This window comes from Candidatus Cloacimonas sp. (assembly GCA_039680785.1).
Taxonomy (GTDB): domain Bacteria; phylum Cloacimonadota; class Cloacimonadia; order Cloacimonadales; family Cloacimonadaceae; genus Cloacimonas.
The window spans coordinates 11969-29987 of sequence record JBDKSF010000065.1 but is presented as its reverse complement, the minus strand read 5'-3'; the positions used below and the strand labels follow the sequence as shown (position 1 = coordinate 29987).

Genomic DNA, 18019 nt, shown 5'->3' with positions numbered 1-18019 from the left:
CTTGCTCACTCTATTTATCTCTCAAAGAACTTTATCCCTGACTCGCTCGCCAGGTTGTGTCATCCTTTAAACTCCCCCTTTTCTGTCAATACCTTTTTTCTCTACTTCCCACCCTTAAATACCTCCTACCTCCACTATCCTCCTATGTGACATTAACTTAGGTGAGATAAAAAAAGTTTGAAGAAATGCAAAAATAGTTTATATTAGAAGTGAAAACGGATGCAAGAGAACACTAAAGAGTGAAAAATATTGACAAAAGCCAAGCGTTCTTTATAAGGGTATAAAATATAAGTTTGGAGACCCAAGATATGTTTAGGCAAATGCTTTTAGCCAAGTTGCATAGAGCTACGGTTACTGAATGTGACTTAAATTATAATGGTAGCATCAAAATAGATGAAGAGCTCTTAGAAAAAAGCGGAATGTGTGAATTTGAACGAGTTGAAGTGTTCGATATAACGAATGGAAGCCGTTTTTCTACATATATAATAACAGGAGAACGCGGAAGCGGAATTATAGGAATTAATGGAGCAGCAGCTCGCTTAGTTCAAGTGGGAGACAAGGTTATTATTATGAATTTTGGAATTATGGATGATGTAGAAAGGGAGCATCATAAGCCCTGCATTGTCGTTTTAAATGAGCAGAACAAAATAGATAACATACTATAATGCAGATAATTAACAGCGTTCAACAAATGCAAGACATCAGCAGGGGATGGAATAAGAATGATAAAATTGGTTTTGTCCCCACGATGGGTTACTTTCACAGAGGTCATTTATCGCTTGTATCCGAAGCAAATAAACATTGTGATAAAACCATTGTATCCATTTTTGTAAATCCTTCGCAGTTTGGACCGAATGAGGATTTTATCAGTTATCCACGCGATTTACAAAGAGATGTGTCATTATTACAAGAGTATAAAGTAGATTATGTTTTTCATCCTTCTCCAGAAGAAATGTATCCAGAAAACTATAAAACCTGGGTAAATGTGGAAGGCATTAGTTCCATTCTTTGTGGAGCAAGCCGTCCCGGGCATTTTAAGGGAGTTTCAACAGTAGTTTTAAAACTGGTAAACATTATTAAGCCCCAATTGATGTTTATGGGTGAAAAGGACTTTCAGCAGATTACAGTATTAAAAACAATGCTAAAAGATCTGAATTTAGAGACAAAAATATTCCCCTGTCCCATCATCAGAGAGCCCGATGGATTAGCAATGAGCAGTAGAAATATTTATTTATCCAAAGAACAAAGGCAGCAGGCATTATGCCTGAATAGAGCTATCAAACAAGCACAAGAACAATTTGAACGGGGTTTATTAGATACAAATATATTAAAGAAAAACGCAGAAGAATTGATCGGACAAGCTGGTGGACAGATTGATTATATTAGTTTCGTAGAACCAATATCATTACAAGCAGTTACACAAGCTCAAAAGGATACGCGAATTTTACTGGCAGTTTATATCGGAAAGACCCGTTTAATTGACAATGCCGCATTAGGAATTGATTCTGAATAAATCGTAGGGTTTTTTTAAAAAGGCATCTTTCAAATCAGTTTTGGACTATCATATCTAAACGCATTTAGATAAACTTCTTATCACTCAATCTTTAATCGATTCCCTTACACTTCTCTAACACTTCTGTAACACTTCTGTAACAATTCTGTAATGCCATTACTGAAGTGCTACGGAAATGTTACATAATCACAACTGAATCAAGTAGATACAATATAATTGGGGATAACCTGCACCTCAATCAATAAAAGCTGTTATGACAAGAGATGCTTTTGACAAACTAATACTCGGATAGAAAATAAAACAGGAACCCGTTATTAGCGGATTCCTGAGATATTATGAACTTTGTTACAAGTTATTACTTAATAAGTGGATGATACCTGATTGATTAATTGATTTACTCTTGCAATTCTGCTATTGATATCGCTAACAGCTTCTTGAGAAGTAGCGCGAACTTTGGCGTTATTTAAATAATCTAATGATTTTTTAAAATTGGCAGCAGCAGAAGTTTTGGCATTATCGCGTTGAGTTTTTAAAGTTTTAGCTTTGGTTCCAACTGCTTGAGCAGCTTGTTTTTCCAGATCTATAAAGCGGTTATAATCAACAGTTCCTTTATTTTGATAGACAGTGGCCAGATAAACATAAGGCAGATAAAGAGTTGGATCTCTTTGGATAGTTTGAAGAGCATAGGTCTCTGCTTCCTGGAATTTATTTTGTCCCAGATAAATAGCTGCCATATTCATATAAGCCAATGCGTTAGATGGTTGATTGGTGATGAGAGCATTTAAAGTATCAATCGATTTCTTATTGATGGAAGCAATGATTGCCGGATCCGTAGTTTCAGATGCCTTCAAACGATAGAGATTAACAACGCTAAGATAGGCAAGAGCATTTTTAGGATTATTTTTAATCAATACTTCATACTTGGCAATGGCATCATCAAGACGCTTGGCTTTTTGGTATGCAGTGGCTAAACGACTGGCAATGAGATCATTTTCAGGAAACTGTTCAAACAAAATCTCCAGATAAGGAATTGCCTCTTCATAACGATTATTATCATATAACAACAATGCCAGACGAGTTTTTGCTTCCGTAAAATCCGGTTTTAATTCGATAGCTTTTTTCAGTGCATTTTCTGCTTTTAACAGATCATTTTTTTCTGCATACAAATTACCTATGGTTAACCACATTTCTTCATTTTCAGTGATAAGAGCCAATTTTTCCATAGTCGCAAGTCGGTTATTTGGCTGATTGGTCTTTTCATAAATATCAATAAGAGTAGTTAAAGTAAGTATATGTTGGGGATTTTTTACCAGATTCAATTCCAAATTTTGGATAGCTAAATCGTTTTTACCTTCTTTGTAATAAATTGAACCAAGATAATAATAAGCATCTTTCAATTCAGGATTTAGTCCCAAGGCAGTTTTAAGATTCTTTTCCGCTTCCGGATAATTGCCGTTTGAGTAATAATTCAATGCGATATTGTAAATTTTATTCACTTCATTGGATACAACATCTTCCAGTTTAGTGATAAATGATTTTTCTAATATATCCCAACGCTTTTCTCTTTGCTTGGGAACGCTAAAATCCAGCTGAGTAAGTTCATCTGTTTTAACGCTGAAAAACCTCATTGATAAAGCATATTGGTCATTACTAACACTTGTTATGCTGCCCATAGCCAAAATATCACAAGCGGTCATCTCAGCAATTTCTTTCATTTCTTCAATTTCCAGATCTTCTACATCCTGATAACCGGAAAGCTTGAATTGTTGAGCAACTTGGTCCATATCCAAAAGAGAAAATTGAGGATATTTGGCGAAAACATAAGCAAGATCACGGACAGTTAATATTTTTTGTATGTAGCGACTGGAAGAATCCATCGTCTTAAGAGGAAGGATAGCAACTTTTGTTACTACTCCCGTATAAGGTTTGGTTTCTTCTGTTTGTGGGACTGAGCGATTAACTGTGCATCCAACCAGCAAAAACACAGCTATAAGCGCAATCAGCATCCATTTTTTCATTATTCCTCCACTGTTTCAATATCAAATATTAGTTTATTTTACCTATTTTCAGGTCTTAATTATCTGTCAAGAAAAACCATAATTCCCAACCCAAAAAAGGATATTACCCTGTTATGAAAAAAAGGATTGGGATTAATCCAGAAAGTCAATGATTGAACCTGTATGAACTGAAATCAGGTCTCCCCAATCATTTCTGATCAATAATGCTCCGCTGGGAGCGATCCCAGTAATTTCGGCTTCGATATTTATGCCTCCCGATTCTACTAAAGCGCGACGATCTCTGCCAAAAAGATTTTCATTGCAGTAAGTAAGATAAACCATTTCATCTTCCATATATTTACAATTATCTTCCACGGAAAAGATAATTTGACGACACAACTCGCTATTGGAGATTTCAAAGCCAAGCACATCTTTCAGATTTGTTGCGCCAAGTTTTCCCAGTTCGGAATCAATTTCGTTGTTTGTATTTAATCCAATTCCTATAACATAAGTTCTTTTCCCAGCTAAATAATGACAGAGAATCCCGCCTAATTTTCGTCCTCCATAAATAATATCATTCGTCCATTTTATTTTCAATTTCCCATTAAGCGGTTCAAACAACGATACCAAGCACTTGTGAATACAAAAGCCAAGATAGAGAGAAAAAGAAGGCAATGCTTTCGTATATTCATAGTCAAAAGTAAACCATAATCCACCGGGAGGTGAGAGCCAAATATGATTTGCTCTACCTATGCCGTCATCTTGAGTTCCAACTCGAACTACCAAAGGCAGATCATTAATTTCCTTCAGGCGTTGATATTCCAGCATAGTGCTGTCCAATTTGTCATAGTAATAATAGTTTCGCATTTAATCCTCAATAAACATAGCATCGCCATAACTAAAAAAATGATATCTTTCATTTATGGCTATCTGATATGCTTTTTGTATTATTTCAAAACCGCCAAAGGCAGAAATCATCATCAGTAAAGTAGATTTGGGAAGATGGAAATTGGTTAGCAAAGCATCTGTGACTTTAAATTGATAGCCAGGATAGATAAAAATATCTGTCCATTGTGAGCCACTTTTCATCTCATTATCCTGCCAAAAACTTTCAACGCTCCGAACACTGGTCGTGCCAATGCAAACAACTCTTCTTCCTTCTTTTTTAGCTTCATTTATGGCTGAGGCAGTCCTTTCAGGAATTGTAACAAATTCGGAATGCATACGATGTTCGGTTATCCTTTCTACTTTAACGGGCCGAAAGGTCCCGATACCTATATGCAGAATAACTTCACTGAAAAGAACTCCTTTCTTTTTAAGCTTTTCTATTATACTCTCATCAAAATGAAATCCTGCAGTTGGAGCTGCCACGGAGCCAATATTTTTTGCATAAACGGTTTGATATCTTTCTCTATCTGAAATAGTATCACTTCGTTCTATATAGGGAGGTAAAGGTATATGCCCAATACGATTAATTTCGTCCCAAAAGTTAGTTTTACAATAGAACTTGATTATCCTTAATCCCTCGCTATCACCTTCACTGATATAGGCATTTAGATTATCGGAAAAATATAGCGTTTGTGGCTTTTTCAATCTTTTACCTGGCGAAACCAAACATTTCCATTTCAGATCATCAATTTGATTTAATAATAAGACCTCAATTTCAGAACCGTTTTCTTTTTTGGCAAAAAGGCGGGCAGGAAAAACCTTGCTACTATTTATAATAACAAGATCTCCCTTGTTCAGAATATCCAAAATATCCGTAAAAACGCGATGTGCTATTTGGCCAGTATTTTTCTTAATGTGCATCAAGCGAGAAGAAGTTCTTTGCTCAGGCGGATATTGAGCTATTAATTCCTGCGGTAATGAATAATCGTATGTTTTGGTGGCTAAAAAATCTATACTCATTGGTTTGCCTTAAAAGGAACCTGCTGGGCGCTGGTTAAAGTGGCTATAAAACTGCCAATGGTAATTTTACTTTCCAAGCGAACAGGAATTTTATATTCATCGTTCGTAAGCCAAATAAGTATTCTGCCGCTTTGCTTAAATATCGCATCACCTTGTAACTTTGGTTCAATGACGAGGCATTCAACATTTCCAAAGATAGTTTTTTGATATTCTTTACGATGCACCAATATTTTGGTTGGCATATTTCTGCCATCTGCGGTAATATTAACAAAAATTGGCTTCCCAACTTCCAGTTTATTCGTTCGGACAAGATAAAATGCACTTAGAATATCTTGCGTGTTTTCAGGAATACTCATCTCGCTATTATCAAAAACACTTTTCTTGAAACTCCATCTTTGATAGGTGGATTTTAAAGCATTATGATTATAAATATGAATACGATATTGCCTGTAATGCCCTTCTTGTAAATTTTTGCTGAATTTGTATGGCTGTAAAGTGTTTTTATCCCACCAGGATTCAACTCTATCACTCACTTTATAAATTTTATTGAAGAAGGGATAGGTATTAGCCGTTGTGGATAGATGCCAAACAGGAGAACCTTGATAAACATAACTGCGAGCTTGCAAAGATGCTTCACCAGCATTAACAATTCCATATCTAATTGTAAAGGTTAATTTCTCTCCATCCATAAAAGGAACGGTTGCCGCTGATAAATTAATCAAACATATCAGAAAGAGACCGAATAAAACAAGCTTAGTTCTCATTTAACTCCTCCGGTGATAAAAATCTCTTCCCCATTTAGATTTAAAAGGTCTTTACTGATAAGCAAATCTGTCACTTTCTTTATTTCCTCTTTGGATATTAGTTTACCGGAAGGGACTGATGCCAAATAATCGGCAAAATAGCGTTGGCGAAATTTCAGATATGCTCCACTATAATCTTCTTCCAGATTGGTTTCTATCGGAGCAGGTGAAATTGCATTGATTAGAATACCGGAATTAGCCATTTCTAAAGCCACACTTTTTACAATGTTTACAATCGCTGCTTTAGATGCGGCATAAGCGCTTCCATTTTTTAATCCCTTACGAGTAACATCACTTCCAAACATTATTACTCTTCCAAACTTATTTTCCTGCATTGAAGGCAAAGTAAAACGCAATATATTATATGCTGCCATAATATTAGTATCCAATGTTTCGACAAACTGCTTCGGTTCTGTTTCAGCAAGCGGTAAAGCATCCGAACTGCGAACTGCCATACAATGAATAACAGTATCTGAATGTTGCTGTAAGGATAAATTCGCTTCCCAAATTGCCTTTTGAACTGATTCAGGATTGCTTAAATCCACTGAACAAGCATATACATTGCTCTTGTCCAATAATTCTACTATCCGCTCTTGGCGTTTATGATATAATAAAACGAGTTTATATCCTTCCGCAAAATATTTTTTGGCTAAAAAGCTGCCCACTTGAGAGTTGGCGCCGCTAATCAAAATTTGTCTCATAACTCTTTAATGACATTTATTAGGTTATGTGCCAAGGAAAATTTATCTCCTTTCATCACAATAGAATTGATATTGGGGTCTTCCTGCGAGGGAGGGTAATTTTTTATTTTCCCCTGAACAATCAATTCATCATCATCTCTACCTGCAAAACGAAGATCATTGGCACAGATAAGATCAAGATTTTTCCGATGATATTTTTCCACGGCACTTTTAACGATATTATCAGATTGAGCTGCAAAACCGATAAGCCGCTGATTCTCTTTTTTCAATTTTCCCAGTTCCGATAAGATATCTGGCGTTGAAATAAGTTCTACAGATAATTCACTTAGTTTAGGCAGTTTATTCGCTTTCGGTTCTTTTGGCTTATAATCAGCAACAGCCGCACAACAAATAATCCAATCTTTATCTGCATAGCGTTGTAAAACCTCCTGAAACATTATATCGGCACTTTCACAATAAATCGCTTCTTTTAGATAATACGGAACAGCAAGCTGAATATTGCCATATATTAAAGTAACATCAGCTCCCCTTAAAGCAAGAGCTCGAGCCAAAGAAATACCCATCTTGCCAGAAGAACGATTACTGATGAAACGCATAGGGTCTATTTTTTCCATAGTAGCTCCCACCGTAATCAAAACTTTGATACCTTTCAAATCAATATTATAATTCAGATAGGTCTTAATGGCAAACAATATTTCTTCGTTAGGGGGATATTTTCCCATTCCTTCAGTTCCACAAGCAAGCAATCCTTTATCTGGTTCTAAAACATAATTGCCACGACTGCTTAATCTTTGGATGTTTTCTTGAACTGTTACTGAATGATACATATTCACATTCATCGCTGGAACAAAAAGAACTGGTTTGTTATAAGCTACCAAAATAGTTGAAAGCAAATCATCCGCAATTCCGTTAGCCGCTTTCGCTAATACATTAGCAGTTGCAGGCGCCACAACTATCAAATCTGCCCAAGTAGCAAGTGTGATATGAGGTATTGGATCTTCATCCGTAAATAAAGAAGTGTGAACACTATTATGCGTAATTGCTGAAAAGTTTAGTGGAGAGACGAATTGGGTGGCGTTTTCTGTTAAAACACATTTCACTTCAAAGTTCTGTTTACCTAAACGACTTGCTAAATCTATCGCTTTGTAAGCTGAAATACCTCCACTTACACAGAGTAGGATGTTCTTGCCTTGCATATTTCCTCTTTATATGTTGTTAGCTTTTTCTTTTATTTTAGCTATCGTGTTTATGTCAATCATAAAAACAGCTTAGGAAGGATCACAATTAGCTAACTGATATATATATAAGCTGTTAGCTGCTCAAGATAGAAATTTGCCGCAATGAAAAATAAATAAGCTTATCGACTTAGTTCCATAAGCAAGAAAAAAGTATTTGACATTAACCACTCAACTGTTTATGCTGAAAACCAATAAAAATTTAAGGAAATTTAGGATGAAGATGAACCTCAAAGTTGCATATTATCAAACACATAATTCTCATAGAAAATGGTTTTCTTTGGATAGAAATAGAACTGGATTGTTACTTGTTCTCTTATTAATAGTTGCTGTCAATTCTCTAATGGCTTTAGATGTGCCTTTTTTCTTAAACTGGAAATCGATAAACACGGGAGCATACTGTCCAAATCAAGCTAACAAGCACTTGCATTGGAATGAATTTTACCAAATTGGATTCGGAGTTGATTCTCTTGCTTATAAGAACTTGTATGCAAATCTGGAACTGCGCAGCAGAGCTAATTTTTTTGATAACAATGTGGAGATTTATAAATGTGATTTTGGCTATAATAAAGACAATTGGCAAATTATGGCAGGTTCCCTTCCTTGGGGTTACGGTTTACCCAACGCACTTTATACATATTCTCTTGTAGCGGCTGATCAAGATCAATTCAGTTATCAAGCAACGCGTTTAAACAGAGTTAGTTTGGGACATTATTTTTCTAATCAGCTCTTATCTTTTGCCATTGGAGGAAACAATCATAATCAATCCATAGAAGTTCTCACATATCAATTACTAAAACCGCATGGGTCTTTTTCAATCAGTGAGGAAGTAAGAGCACAAGATAATCATTGGAAGACCCCTGTTTCCATAAGTTCTATAAACACTAAAATTCAGGCAGGAACCATTGCTTTAAATGCACAGGTTGCGGTTAGTTATCTTCCAAATTATGAAAACACAGAGCAACACACTACATCTTATGGGCTTGTGGCTGCAAATTGCAAACCCAACGATTTAACGGAATTATTTCTTAGCGCAGAATATATAGAAGTGGAGCCATCACTTAACGATGAACAGCGTTTCCATTTAGGCATTAGCCATAAAATTGATAATATATTCTTTAATCCATTTTACTATCTTGACTATTACGATAATAGTGCTTTCCATAGAGCTGGTTTATCGTTGGATTACCTATTCTATAAAAACCAAAAAGTGGGATTAGTTTATTATCTGGAAGGGAGTAAAATAAACAAGGCAAAACACAATTTTGGCATTCAGGCACAATTGGGAATAAAGGTATGAGAAGTCCTTCATTCTTGATCTTATCACTATCTTTACTGCTTGGCTCTTGTAACTTTTTTACTCCCACGGAACGAAATACTCCCATTATTTGTTTAACCTTTGACGATCAAAGAATTGGGGTTTATACTTATGCTTTACCTGAAATGAATATCTATGGTTATAGAGGAACCTGTTATGTGAATTCTTTTAATATGTCCACTCGCTATTCAATGAATTTAGCGCAGGTTCAATCTTTGCATAATGATTATAATTGGGAAATTGGAGGGCACTCTCTTAAACATGAGGATTTAGCAGAATTAACCTAGGAGGAAGTAGAATAGTCTATTAGTCAGGATTATTGGAATCTATATAATTGGGGCTTAAATCCCCGCACTTTTGCTATGCCGACAGGAAAATGCCCTTTGGAGTATTATCCTATTTTAACACAATATTACAAATATTTGCGTGGGTGTAATGATTATGCTATGCATATTCCGCTTAATGTTCAGGGCTTAGGGTATCTTGCTTTTCAAAGTTCTTGGACTGCTGATATCTATAAAGAGCGTATCAGACGCGGAATTGCTAATGGTGAGGACTTAATTATTCTGGGTTTTCATGCTATTGAAGAACCGGATAATATTTATGGAACCAACTGCCCTCTAAAAGAATTTCAAGAAATATTACGCTATATAAATCATCTCGGATTGGAGGTCTTACCTCTTTATGAAGCGGTAGAAAAGCTGAACTAAATCTGGCTATTATCTGGATCAATAAAATATACTATTTATGATACAAATTGCTACGAATGACTAATATCTTTCTACCCGATTTATGTTTAATTCCCTTTTGGGCGGGAACACTGTTCTCTCCTCTCCAGAAACATTCTCAATTGACAGAATAGTGCCTTTCAGATTTGATGGATCAATAATTTTTGCGTCCCTGTAGCTCAGCTGGATAGAGTGGCACCCTCCGAAGGTGAAGGTCAGGCGTTCGAATCGCCTCAGGGACGCCACAAATTTTTTAGCAAGTAACAAATGAATTTATGAGGCATACAATGAGCCGCTATAATTTAGAATGAATTGGATTTGAAGTAATGTTAATACGCAGCCAGCAAAAATATCCGTTTCTTTGTATCTGCAGGAAATAAATGATATGAAAGAAGTTTTACTCACTTTAGATAATGTATCTTATCAATATGGAGATAAAACTATCCTGCAAGATGTATCCTTTGGTATTCACAGTTCTGAAAAGATTGGGATTGTCGGCATCAATGGAAGCGGTAAAACAACTCTCTTGAATATTATCAGCGGTTATATCAAACCCAGTACAGGGTCTGTTACTTTACGCAGAGAATTAAAAATCGGTTTTTTGGAACAAAATCCCACATTTATCCCAGAGCTTTCAGTTTTACAACATACTATGCCTTCCCAAGGAGAAATAAAAGATGAATATCATTATAAAGCCATATTAAACCGCTTAGGTATAACAGATTATACACAAAAAACAGGTATATTGTCTGGAGGGCAACGCAGAAAAGTAGATTTGGCAAGAGTATTATCTCTTGAACCGGATTTATTGATTTTAGACGAGCCAACTAATCATCTGGATTTGGATACAATAGAATTATTGCAAAATTATCTGGCTACTACTAATATAACAGTTATTTTTGTTACGCACGACCGATATTTCTTGGATGCTGTATCCACAAAAATCATAGAGATAGAAAAAACAAAACTTTTCTTCTATGAAGGTAATTATAGTAGTTATATCAGTGGAAAGATGTTACGCGCAACAGATAATCAACGCAAAGAAACGAGGCGAAATGCGCAGCTGAAAAAAGAGCTGGATTGGTTAAAACGCGGAGCCAAAGCTCGAACTGGAAAGCCAAAAAGTCATATCGACAGGGTTCAAGAACTATTGAGTAAAAGTTATCTAATATCCAATCAAGATTTAGATATCTCTTTTCAGATCGATCGGATGGGAAAAACAATTCTGGAATTGCATCGACTAAGTAAGTCCTACGGAAATAAAGTTCTTTTTGAGGAAGTAGAGCATAATTTCCAAGTTAACGAACGCATTGGTGTTATCGGACCCAATGGCTGCGGTAAAACAACTTTGTTGAAAATAATCGCTGGCGAAGAAGAGCCAGATATCGGTGCCGTTAAAACAGGTGTCAATACACATTTTGCCTATTATAAACAAGAAGATGACAGCAATGAACCTGAGATGACCGTTTATGATTATATTGCGCAATTTGCAGAAGTGATTAAAACTGAAAACGGGCTCAAAATTACTGCCACAGAAATGTTAAACCGATTTCTCTTTGATGCCAAAATGCAACAGATGAAAATTAGTTCTCTCTCCGGAGGTGAAAGAAAACGCCTTAGTTTATTGAAAGCATTATTATTCGGTGCCAATTTCATTATTATGGATGAGCCCACAAACGATTTGGACATCCGGACTCTGGAAATACTTGAAGATTATCTGGATGCTTTTAAGGGATGCTTATTAGTTGTTTCGCACGATCGCTTTTTTCTGGATAGAACCGTGGATTATCTTTTTATCTTTCAAAACGGAAAAATCCGTAAGTTTGCGGGAAACTATTCTGATTATTTAATGGTTAAGCGTTTTGAGGAAGAAGAAGCAAAAGATGATAAAGGACCTGTTATTATGCGCCCCAAACGCATTGCCAAAGGTCTATCATATAATGAGCAACGGGAATTTATGCAGATTGAAAAAGATATTGAGAACATTGAAAAACAGCTCATAGAATTGGAAGATAAACTGAATGATAATGCCAAAGTGCTTACTCCAGATGATTATTTCCATATAAGCGATTCAATGCGAATTTTTGAAGATAAACACCAACAACTGCTTGAGCGTTGGTTGGAACTTAGCGACAAACAAAGTAGCTAAGTAACTTATTCAATTATATATTATATAAGGAGATGAAAATGATATCAGACATTGTTTATCGAAATCGAAGTTATAGACGCTTTTATGAATCTAAAAGAATAACTCTCGAAATGCTTCTGAGTATTATGGAAACGGCAAGATTTATCCCCAGTGCAGCTAATTTGCAAAAAATTCGCTATTACCTCATCTATGATCAAGAAAAATGTAACCAGATTTTTCCTGATTTGAAATGGGCAAGTTATTTAAAAAATTGGAATGGACCCGAACCTGGGGAAAGACCTTCTGCCTATATAATCATATTGGCGCCCATTAACAGTTCGAATATGGTTTATATTGATGCAGGCATTGCAGCTCAGACAATTCTTTTATGCGCAGTGGAAAAGTGCTTGGGTGGATGTATTTTAGGTTCGGTGGATCGCAAGAAAGTTCAGCACACTTTTTCACTTCCCGAAAATATGGAAATCATACTGGTTATAGCTCTCGGTTATCCATCTGAAAAAGTTATAATAGAAGATGTTACAGAACCGAAGAAAATTGAATATTGGCGAGATGAACAAGATGTCCATCATATACCTAAACGCAAATTGAGTGAACTTATAATAAACTACTAAGCTGGAAAATTTACTATATATTCTGGTTATAATTGACAAATTGCCATAGGTAAGGAATATGGTAAAATTATGGATAATATAATTGTATATAGCGTTTTTGAGGTTACCAGGCAGATTCGTCAGGTTATTGAGTCATCAATAGACCCACTTTATGTGATGGGCGAAATTTCGAATTTCGTGCATCACAGTTCTGGGCATATCTATTTTAATTTGAAGGATGAAAATGCTACTCTCCGCTGCACTTTTTTTAAAGGTGCCAATTATAATTTAAATTTTCGTCCGGAAAACGGAATGCAGGTAATATGTTACGGTAAATTAACCGTCTTTGAAAAGGGGGGATCCTATAACCTGAACATATTAAAAATGCAAGAATCCGGGTTAGGATTATTACAACAGAAATATGAACAATTAAAGAAGAAACTGGAAGCAGAAGGTCTTTTTGCCGCTGAACATAAAAAGCCCATCCCAAAATATCCTGATCGCATTGGAATTGTTACTTCTCCAACCGGAGCGGCAATGCAGGATATCTTAAACATCATAAAAAGGCGCTATCCAGTTGAATTGATAGTTTATCCAGCATTAGTTCAAGGATCTGATGCACCTAAACAAATAGTAAGTGGAATCAAGTATTTCAATACTGCAAAAAATGTAGATTTTATCATTATAACCAGAGGCGGCGGGTCTCAGGAAGACCTTTTTTGTTTTAATGATGAATCAATTGTTAGAGCTATATTCGATTCCGAGTTACCTATAATTTCGGCTGTAGGACATGAAATTGATTTTACTTTAGCTGATTTTGTTGCCGATTTAAGAGCTCCAACTCCTTCCGCAGCCGCAGAATTGGCAGTTCCTGATAAAAAAGAACTGCTAAACCTTTTGAATGCCTTAAAAAAACGCTTGGATTTAGCCGTTCAGAACAAAATTGATAAAAAAAGTAAACCTTTGCTGGAATTGCACATTAACCTGGAAAAATACCATCCCATCAAGGTCTGGAGAGAATATCAACAGCGTTTTGATATGGCAGAAATGGCTTTAAACAACACTCTGAAAATAATTCCAGAAAAACGAGAGAAATTTGATATGAGGGCGAATGCGATTATGCAACAAATTAGAAGCAGAATTGATCTTTCGCTTTCAAATGCAAGAAGCAATACAATTTTAACCTGGCACCAACTTAACGAAAAAACAATTAACAATATTACGAACAAAAGCTACCATCTGAACAAATTAAACGAAATTTTGGAACAGCTTTCTCCGCAACGCATACAAAGCAAAGGTTGGATTATGGCTTATAAAGAAGGTAAGTTAATCAGTTCGGTTCAGCATATCAAAAAAGGAGATATTTTAAATCTGGGTTTTGTAGATGGCAATGTTGATTCTATTGTTGAAAAGGTGGAAGATAAAAAGTGAAAAGAGCATTCCTTATAGTGTGGATAATATTGATTGTAAAGCTCAATGCAGAAATTCGTTCCGTTTGGATCATGCCCTGGGATATAACAACTGAAAATAATATAGATCAGATTATAGACACAGCCATTGCTTGTCAGCAAAATGAACTGTTAGTGGAAGTTCGTTATCGAGCTGATGCCTTATTTGAGACATCCAAAGGTTCATATCTTTATGTGAATCCAGAACCGGTAAGTTATGTTTTAAATACTTCCAACTTTGATCCCTTGGCTTATATAATAGAAAAAGCGCATCAAAATGGAATCGCAGTTCAAGCATGGATTGTGGTTCTTAATGCAACTCAGACAGAGCAAAATCTAATCCGCCAAAATTATATCTATAAAAATCATAAGGATTGGGTAACTTATGATAAAAATGGCAATAGGATGAACAATGGTTATCGATACGGTTATTTTATCGATCCCGGCGTTCCAGAAGTTCAAGAATATTTGCTAAATATAATTGGAAATTTAGCTGCAGGGTATCCAGATTTGGATGGCATTCATTTAGATTATATCCGTTATCCGGATAGTAACTTAGGTTATCATCCCATTTCTGTTGAGCGCTATAAAGAATACTGTCAGAATCAGGAAGAAATAACATATAATGAATGGCGTATCAAACAAATAAACAATTTTGTAGAAAATGCCTATTTCAAAATTAAGGAAATCAATCCCTCCATATTATTGACGGCTGCTGTTTTTGCTGATATTGCCGATGCCAATGTTTCGTGTGCACAAGATTGGCAAACTTGGTTAAATGAAGGATTTATAGACAGGGTCTATCCAATGGCTTATGATGTAAACTATAGTAGATTTGCCAAGCAAATGGATCAAATAAAATTGCTAAATATGGATTCCAAAATTGTCATAGGTATTCGAGCTTGGAATGATAATGGTTCTTCTCTTGCCATAGAAAGAGGTGCATATTACAATGTCAGAGATGTAGCCAAAAAAATAGAATTGATAAGAGATAAAGGTTTTGCCGGCATATCTTTGTTCAGCTATTCAGGTTTACAAATAGGTAATGCTTGGGAGCAGCTTGCCAAGCTAAGTTATTCGGAAAAATCAGATTATCCATTTTTTAAAGTCACCTCCCAGCCCATAAATAGACCTGTTAAAGAACCTATGTGCATAGCTGATGTTCGTCTTTCCCGATTAAACGCTGATATTCTTTTACAATTGAAAATTCCTGATGAGGGTTTATGGAATTGGGAGTTGTATAAAGATAAATTCTTACTAAAATTCAAGCGTTACTATATGAAAGGCGATAATATTGATATCTTGAATGTCATCAATCCCAATCTCTGTTCCGATCTTGAATCCGGTAAATATACGGTTCAGCTTTACCAAGAAAATTCTGCTTACAAATTCTTTTTCCCCGTGGAACTTAAAAATAGCCGATGAGCGATCTACCAAAACAAGCAGGCATTCTTTCCGCCACTGAGTTTTTCCGTTTAGGGATTAAAACCCTGATTGGAATTGCCTTAGCCCGACTAATAACCCCCAAGGACTTAGGTAGTTACCGTCAACTCTTTTTAATTTACACTACATTCTCTACGCTTTTGCTTTTAGGAATTCCGCAAAGTATGCTGTTCTTCCTTCCCAAAACTATGAATGCGGAAAAACAAAGAATTTTGATAACGCGCAGTTTAAATTTGATCTCTGTTTTAGGACTCCTTTTTGCCTTGTGTCTGTTTATTTTCAGGAGTATGATCGCTCGCTTATTTCATAATCCCCAACTGGAAAATCTGCTAATTATCTATGCTATTTACCCCTTATTTCTATTTGTAACTCAATTATATAGCTCTATAATGATGGGTTTGAAACAACCTTTACGAGCGGCAAAATTTACTATCTTTGCAGTGCTTGCTGATTTGTTTTTAATTGTAAGCGCCGCTTTTTTTACACGCAATCTTACTATCATCATCTGGGCTGTGATTGTTTCTGCATTTCTGCAATGGCTTTATGCCCAAATTACTCTTAGCAAATTCAAAGAAAAAAAAGTTCGCTTCGATTTTACCTTTGTTAAAGAACAAATGAATTATGCTTTGCCACTTGGCTTATCTTCCATTATAGGAATGCTCAGTATCCAATTGGACAAGTTTATGATTTCCAGTTTTTTCACGCCTGAAAAGTTTGCCATTTTTTCTTTGGGAGCAACGGAATTTCCAATTGTTGGCATATTGGCTAATTCCATTAATTCCGTTTTATTACCGCATTTGAGTTCTACCAATACCACAACTATGGGAGAACTTTATAGTGGAGCTGTCCGTAAAAATGCCATTCTGGTTTTCCCTTTGATGGCTTTATGTTATATTTTTGCTGATCCGATCATTATATTTTTATACGGTAAAATCTATGCTGAAGCAGCTGTCTATTTCCGCATCTATCTATTTTTAATGCCATTACGGATTGCGACTTTTGGCATTTTATTTCAGGCATTCGGGAAAACCAAATTCATAATGTATAATTCTCTCTTTATGCTGATTGCCAACGCTGTGTTAAACTATATATTAATCATCAATTTAGGAATGAAAGGCGCAGCAATTGCAACCGTTATTGTCACTTGGCTATCGGTTATAATTTATCTTATCCAGATTGCTAAGGTCTTAAAATTAAAATTACTGGACTTTTTCCCATTGAAGAAAATAGCCAGAACTGCTTTTGTAACTATTATTTCCCTCTTTCTCAGTTTTCTGATAATATGGCTTGGCAAACAAAATCTTCTCTTTGTAGCCATCGGAGGAATTGTGTTCATTTTGAGCTATTTATTACTGGGTAGAATAACCGGAGTTATTCTGGATTATGATATCCAGCTTGCCCAAGAACTTATTTATGATTTGAAAGGGAAGTTCAAAAAATGAATTATTATGCTGAATCCACTTGGAAAAATTACGATCCTGAACAGCAAGCAAATTTAAGGATTGCCAAACTATTATCGCTTTTCCCCGAAGATGTTCATAAAATATTAGATGCAGGTTGCGGAAATGGCATTATTACCAATAAACTGGTTGATAAATATCAGGTTACTGGTTTAGATATTTCTCCTGCCGCTTTACAATATGTTAAGTGCCCTACAGTTCAGGCACCTATTACAGATATACCTTTTCCAGATAGAAGTTTTCAAACCGTTATTTGTAACGAAGTTTTAGAACACTTAGATAATTCTGCTTTGCAAAAAGCGGTGCAAGAGCTTAAACGCGTCGCAAGTAAATACATTATCATCAGTGTTCCCCATCGTGAACAATTAGATAAGCACTACTGTAAATGTGCCAATTGTGGCTTTACGGAACACACTTATGGGCATTTACAATCTTTTTCTGAAAATACTTTAAGTGCCTTATTGGTTCCTGAATTTTCTCTTACTGCCCAAGAAATCTTCGGTCCCCAAAATAGGGATTTTAATCCCTTTTTACTTTATATTAAACAACATTGGCTAAAACAATGGTTTAATCCGCCTTCAGGAACTATCTGTTCCAACTGTGGAAAAAATGAATTCTTAAATAAAAAATCTCTCTTCACGAAGGCAATTAATTTCTGTAATAATATGTCAACGAAGCCGAGACCCTATTGGTTTATGGGATTGTTTGTTCGGCAGGATAACTGAA

At 35.7% G+C, this 18019-nt stretch carries 17 protein-coding genes and 1 tRNA gene; 12 read left to right on the top strand and 6 right to left on the bottom strand.

Annotation, left to right across the window (positions count from 1 at the left end; translation table 11 throughout):
* Nucleotides 1-308: 308 nt before the first annotated feature.
* Both panD and panC read left to right on the top strand, forming a co-directional pair.
* The gene (gene panD / locus ABFC98_04210) at nucleotides 309-665 is read left to right on the top strand and encodes an aspartate 1-decarboxylase (GenBank protein MEN6445232.1); all 357 of its coding nucleotides are present in this window, start codon (nucleotides 309-311) and stop codon (nucleotides 663-665) included.
* On the top strand, nucleotides 665-1513 hold the full coding sequence (gene panC / locus ABFC98_04205; GenBank protein MEN6445231.1) for a pantoate--beta-alanine ligase: 849 nt from the start codon (nucleotides 665-667) through the stop codon (nucleotides 1511-1513). The genes panD and panC overlap by 1 nt, the downstream gene beginning before the upstream one ends.
* Nucleotides 1514-1872: 359 nt before the next feature.
* On the opposite strand, the gene ABFC98_04200 is transcribed toward panC, so the two are convergent.
* From ABFC98_04200 to coaBC, 6 genes are all read right to left on the bottom strand, one after another.
* Complete coding sequence (locus ABFC98_04200; GenBank protein MEN6445230.1) at nucleotides 1873-3531, bottom strand: tetratricopeptide repeat protein; 1659 nt, start codon at nucleotides 3529-3531, stop codon at nucleotides 1873-1875.
* Between the two features lie 132 nt (nucleotides 3532-3663).
* The gene (locus tag ABFC98_04195) at nucleotides 3664-4377 is read right to left on the bottom strand and encodes a biotin--[acetyl-CoA-carboxylase] ligase (GenBank protein MEN6445229.1); all 714 of its coding nucleotides are present in this window, start codon (nucleotides 4375-4377) and stop codon (nucleotides 3664-3666) included.
* The gene (gene queA / locus ABFC98_04190) at nucleotides 4378-5418 is read right to left on the bottom strand and encodes a tRNA preQ1(34) S-adenosylmethionine ribosyltransferase-isomerase QueA (protein ID MEN6445228.1); all 1041 of its coding nucleotides are present in this window, start codon (nucleotides 5416-5418) and stop codon (nucleotides 4378-4380) included.
* On the bottom strand, nucleotides 5415-6182 hold the full coding sequence (locus ABFC98_04185; protein MEN6445227.1) for a DUF3108 domain-containing protein: 768 nt from the start codon (nucleotides 6180-6182) through the stop codon (nucleotides 5415-5417). Before ABFC98_04185 ends, queA begins: the two co-directional genes overlap by 4 nt.
* Nucleotides 6179-6922: an SDR family oxidoreductase gene (locus ABFC98_04180; GenBank protein MEN6445226.1), complete on the bottom strand. Its 744-nt coding sequence runs from the start codon at nucleotides 6920-6922 to the stop codon at nucleotides 6179-6181. The genes ABFC98_04185 and ABFC98_04180 overlap by 4 nt, the downstream gene beginning before the upstream one ends.
* Nucleotides 6919-8118: a bifunctional phosphopantothenoylcysteine decarboxylase/phosphopantothenate--cysteine ligase CoaBC gene (gene coaBC / locus ABFC98_04175; protein MEN6445225.1), complete on the bottom strand. Its 1200-nt coding sequence runs from the start codon at nucleotides 8116-8118 to the stop codon at nucleotides 6919-6921. Before coaBC ends, ABFC98_04180 begins: the two co-directional genes overlap by 4 nt.
* Nucleotides 8119-8380: 262 nt before the next feature.
* On the opposite strand from coaBC, the gene ABFC98_04170 reads away from it, so the two are divergent.
* The 10 genes from ABFC98_04170 to ABFC98_04125 all read left to right on the top strand — a co-directional run bounded on the left by ABFC98_04170 (nucleotide 8381) and on the right by ABFC98_04125 (nucleotide 18018).
* The gene (locus ABFC98_04170; GenBank protein MEN6445224.1) at nucleotides 8381-9457 is read left to right on the top strand and encodes a hypothetical protein; all 1077 of its coding nucleotides are present in this window, start codon (nucleotides 8381-8383) and stop codon (nucleotides 9455-9457) included.
* Complete coding sequence (locus ABFC98_04165; protein MEN6445223.1) at nucleotides 9454-9762, top strand: polysaccharide deacetylase family protein; 309 nt, start codon at nucleotides 9454-9456, stop codon at nucleotides 9760-9762. Before ABFC98_04170 ends, ABFC98_04165 begins: the two co-directional genes overlap by 4 nt.
* Nucleotides 9763-9837: 75 nt before the next feature.
* Entirely contained in the window at nucleotides 9838-10185 is a 348-nt protein-coding gene (locus ABFC98_04160; protein MEN6445222.1) for a hypothetical protein, read from the top strand.
* Between the two features lie 186 nt (nucleotides 10186-10371).
* Nucleotides 10372-10448: transfer RNA gene (locus ABFC98_04155), tRNA-Arg, on the top strand.
* 140 nt (nucleotides 10449-10588) lie between these two features.
* The gene (locus tag ABFC98_04150) at nucleotides 10589-12352 is read left to right on the top strand and encodes an ABC-F family ATP-binding cassette domain-containing protein (GenBank protein ID MEN6445221.1); all 1764 of its coding nucleotides are present in this window, start codon (nucleotides 10589-10591) and stop codon (nucleotides 12350-12352) included.
* A 38-nt stretch (nucleotides 12353-12390) separates the two neighbouring features.
* Nucleotides 12391-12963, top strand: a complete 573-nt coding sequence (locus ABFC98_04145) for a nitroreductase family protein (protein ID MEN6445220.1) — start codon at nucleotides 12391-12393, stop codon at nucleotides 12961-12963.
* Between the two features lie 69 nt (nucleotides 12964-13032).
* Nucleotides 13033-14373: an exodeoxyribonuclease VII large subunit gene (gene xseA, locus ABFC98_04140; protein ID MEN6445219.1), complete on the top strand. Its 1341-nt coding sequence runs from the start codon at nucleotides 13033-13035 to the stop codon at nucleotides 14371-14373.
* Complete coding sequence (locus ABFC98_04135; GenBank protein ID MEN6445218.1) at nucleotides 14370-15815, top strand: family 10 glycosylhydrolase; 1446 nt, start codon at nucleotides 14370-14372, stop codon at nucleotides 15813-15815. Before xseA ends, ABFC98_04135 begins: the two co-directional genes overlap by 4 nt.
* On the top strand, nucleotides 15812-17275 hold the full coding sequence (locus tag ABFC98_04130; protein MEN6445217.1) for an oligosaccharide flippase family protein: 1464 nt from the start codon (nucleotides 15812-15814) through the stop codon (nucleotides 17273-17275). Before ABFC98_04135 ends, ABFC98_04130 begins: the two co-directional genes overlap by 4 nt.
* The gene (locus ABFC98_04125; protein MEN6445216.1) at nucleotides 17272-18018 is read left to right on the top strand and encodes a class I SAM-dependent methyltransferase; all 747 of its coding nucleotides are present in this window, start codon (nucleotides 17272-17274) and stop codon (nucleotides 18016-18018) included. Before ABFC98_04130 ends, ABFC98_04125 begins: the two co-directional genes overlap by 4 nt.
* The last annotated feature ends 1 nt before the right edge of the window (nucleotide 18019 follow it).

Coding starts and splice junctions, on each gene's coding strand:
- panD (MEN6445232.1), top strand. CDS start 309: ATGTTTAGGCAAATGCTTTTAGCCAAGTTGCATAGAGCTACGGTTACT.
- panC (MEN6445231.1), top strand. CDS start 665: ATGCAGATAATTAACAGCGTTCAACAAATGCAAGACATCAGCAGGGGA.
- ABFC98_04200 (MEN6445230.1), bottom strand. CDS start 3,531: ATGAAAAAATGGATGCTGATTGCGCTTATAGCTGTGTTTTTGCTGGTT.
- ABFC98_04195 (MEN6445229.1), bottom strand. CDS start 4,377: ATGCGAAACTATTATTACTATGACAAATTGGACAGCACTATGCTGGAA.
- queA (MEN6445228.1), bottom strand. CDS start 5,418: ATGAGTATAGATTTTTTAGCCACCAAAACATACGATTATTCATTACCG.
- ABFC98_04185 (MEN6445227.1), bottom strand. CDS start 6,182: ATGAGAACTAAGCTTGTTTTATTCGGTCTCTTTCTGATATGTTTGATT.
- ABFC98_04180 (MEN6445226.1), bottom strand. CDS start 6,922: ATGAGACAAATTTTGATTAGCGGCGCCAACTCTCAAGTGGGCAGCTTT.
- coaBC (MEN6445225.1), bottom strand. CDS start 8,118: ATGCAAGGCAAGAACATCCTACTCTGTGTAAGTGGAGGTATTTCAGCT.
- ABFC98_04170 (MEN6445224.1), top strand. CDS start 8,381: ATGAACCTCAAAGTTGCATATTATCAAACACATAATTCTCATAGAAAA.
- ABFC98_04165 (MEN6445223.1), top strand. CDS start 9,454: ATGAGAAGTCCTTCATTCTTGATCTTATCACTATCTTTACTGCTTGGC.
- ABFC98_04160 (MEN6445222.1), top strand. CDS start 9,838: ATGCCGACAGGAAAATGCCCTTTGGAGTATTATCCTATTTTAACACAA.
- ABFC98_04150 (MEN6445221.1), top strand. CDS start 10,589: ATGAAAGAAGTTTTACTCACTTTAGATAATGTATCTTATCAATATGGA.
- ABFC98_04145 (MEN6445220.1), top strand. CDS start 12,391: ATGATATCAGACATTGTTTATCGAAATCGAAGTTATAGACGCTTTTAT.
- xseA (MEN6445219.1), top strand. CDS start 13,033: ATGGATAATATAATTGTATATAGCGTTTTTGAGGTTACCAGGCAGATT.
- ABFC98_04130 (MEN6445217.1), top strand. CDS start 15,812: ATGAGCGATCTACCAAAACAAGCAGGCATTCTTTCCGCCACTGAGTTT.
- ABFC98_04125 (MEN6445216.1), top strand. CDS start 17,272: ATGAATTATTATGCTGAATCCACTTGGAAAAATTACGATCCTGAACAG.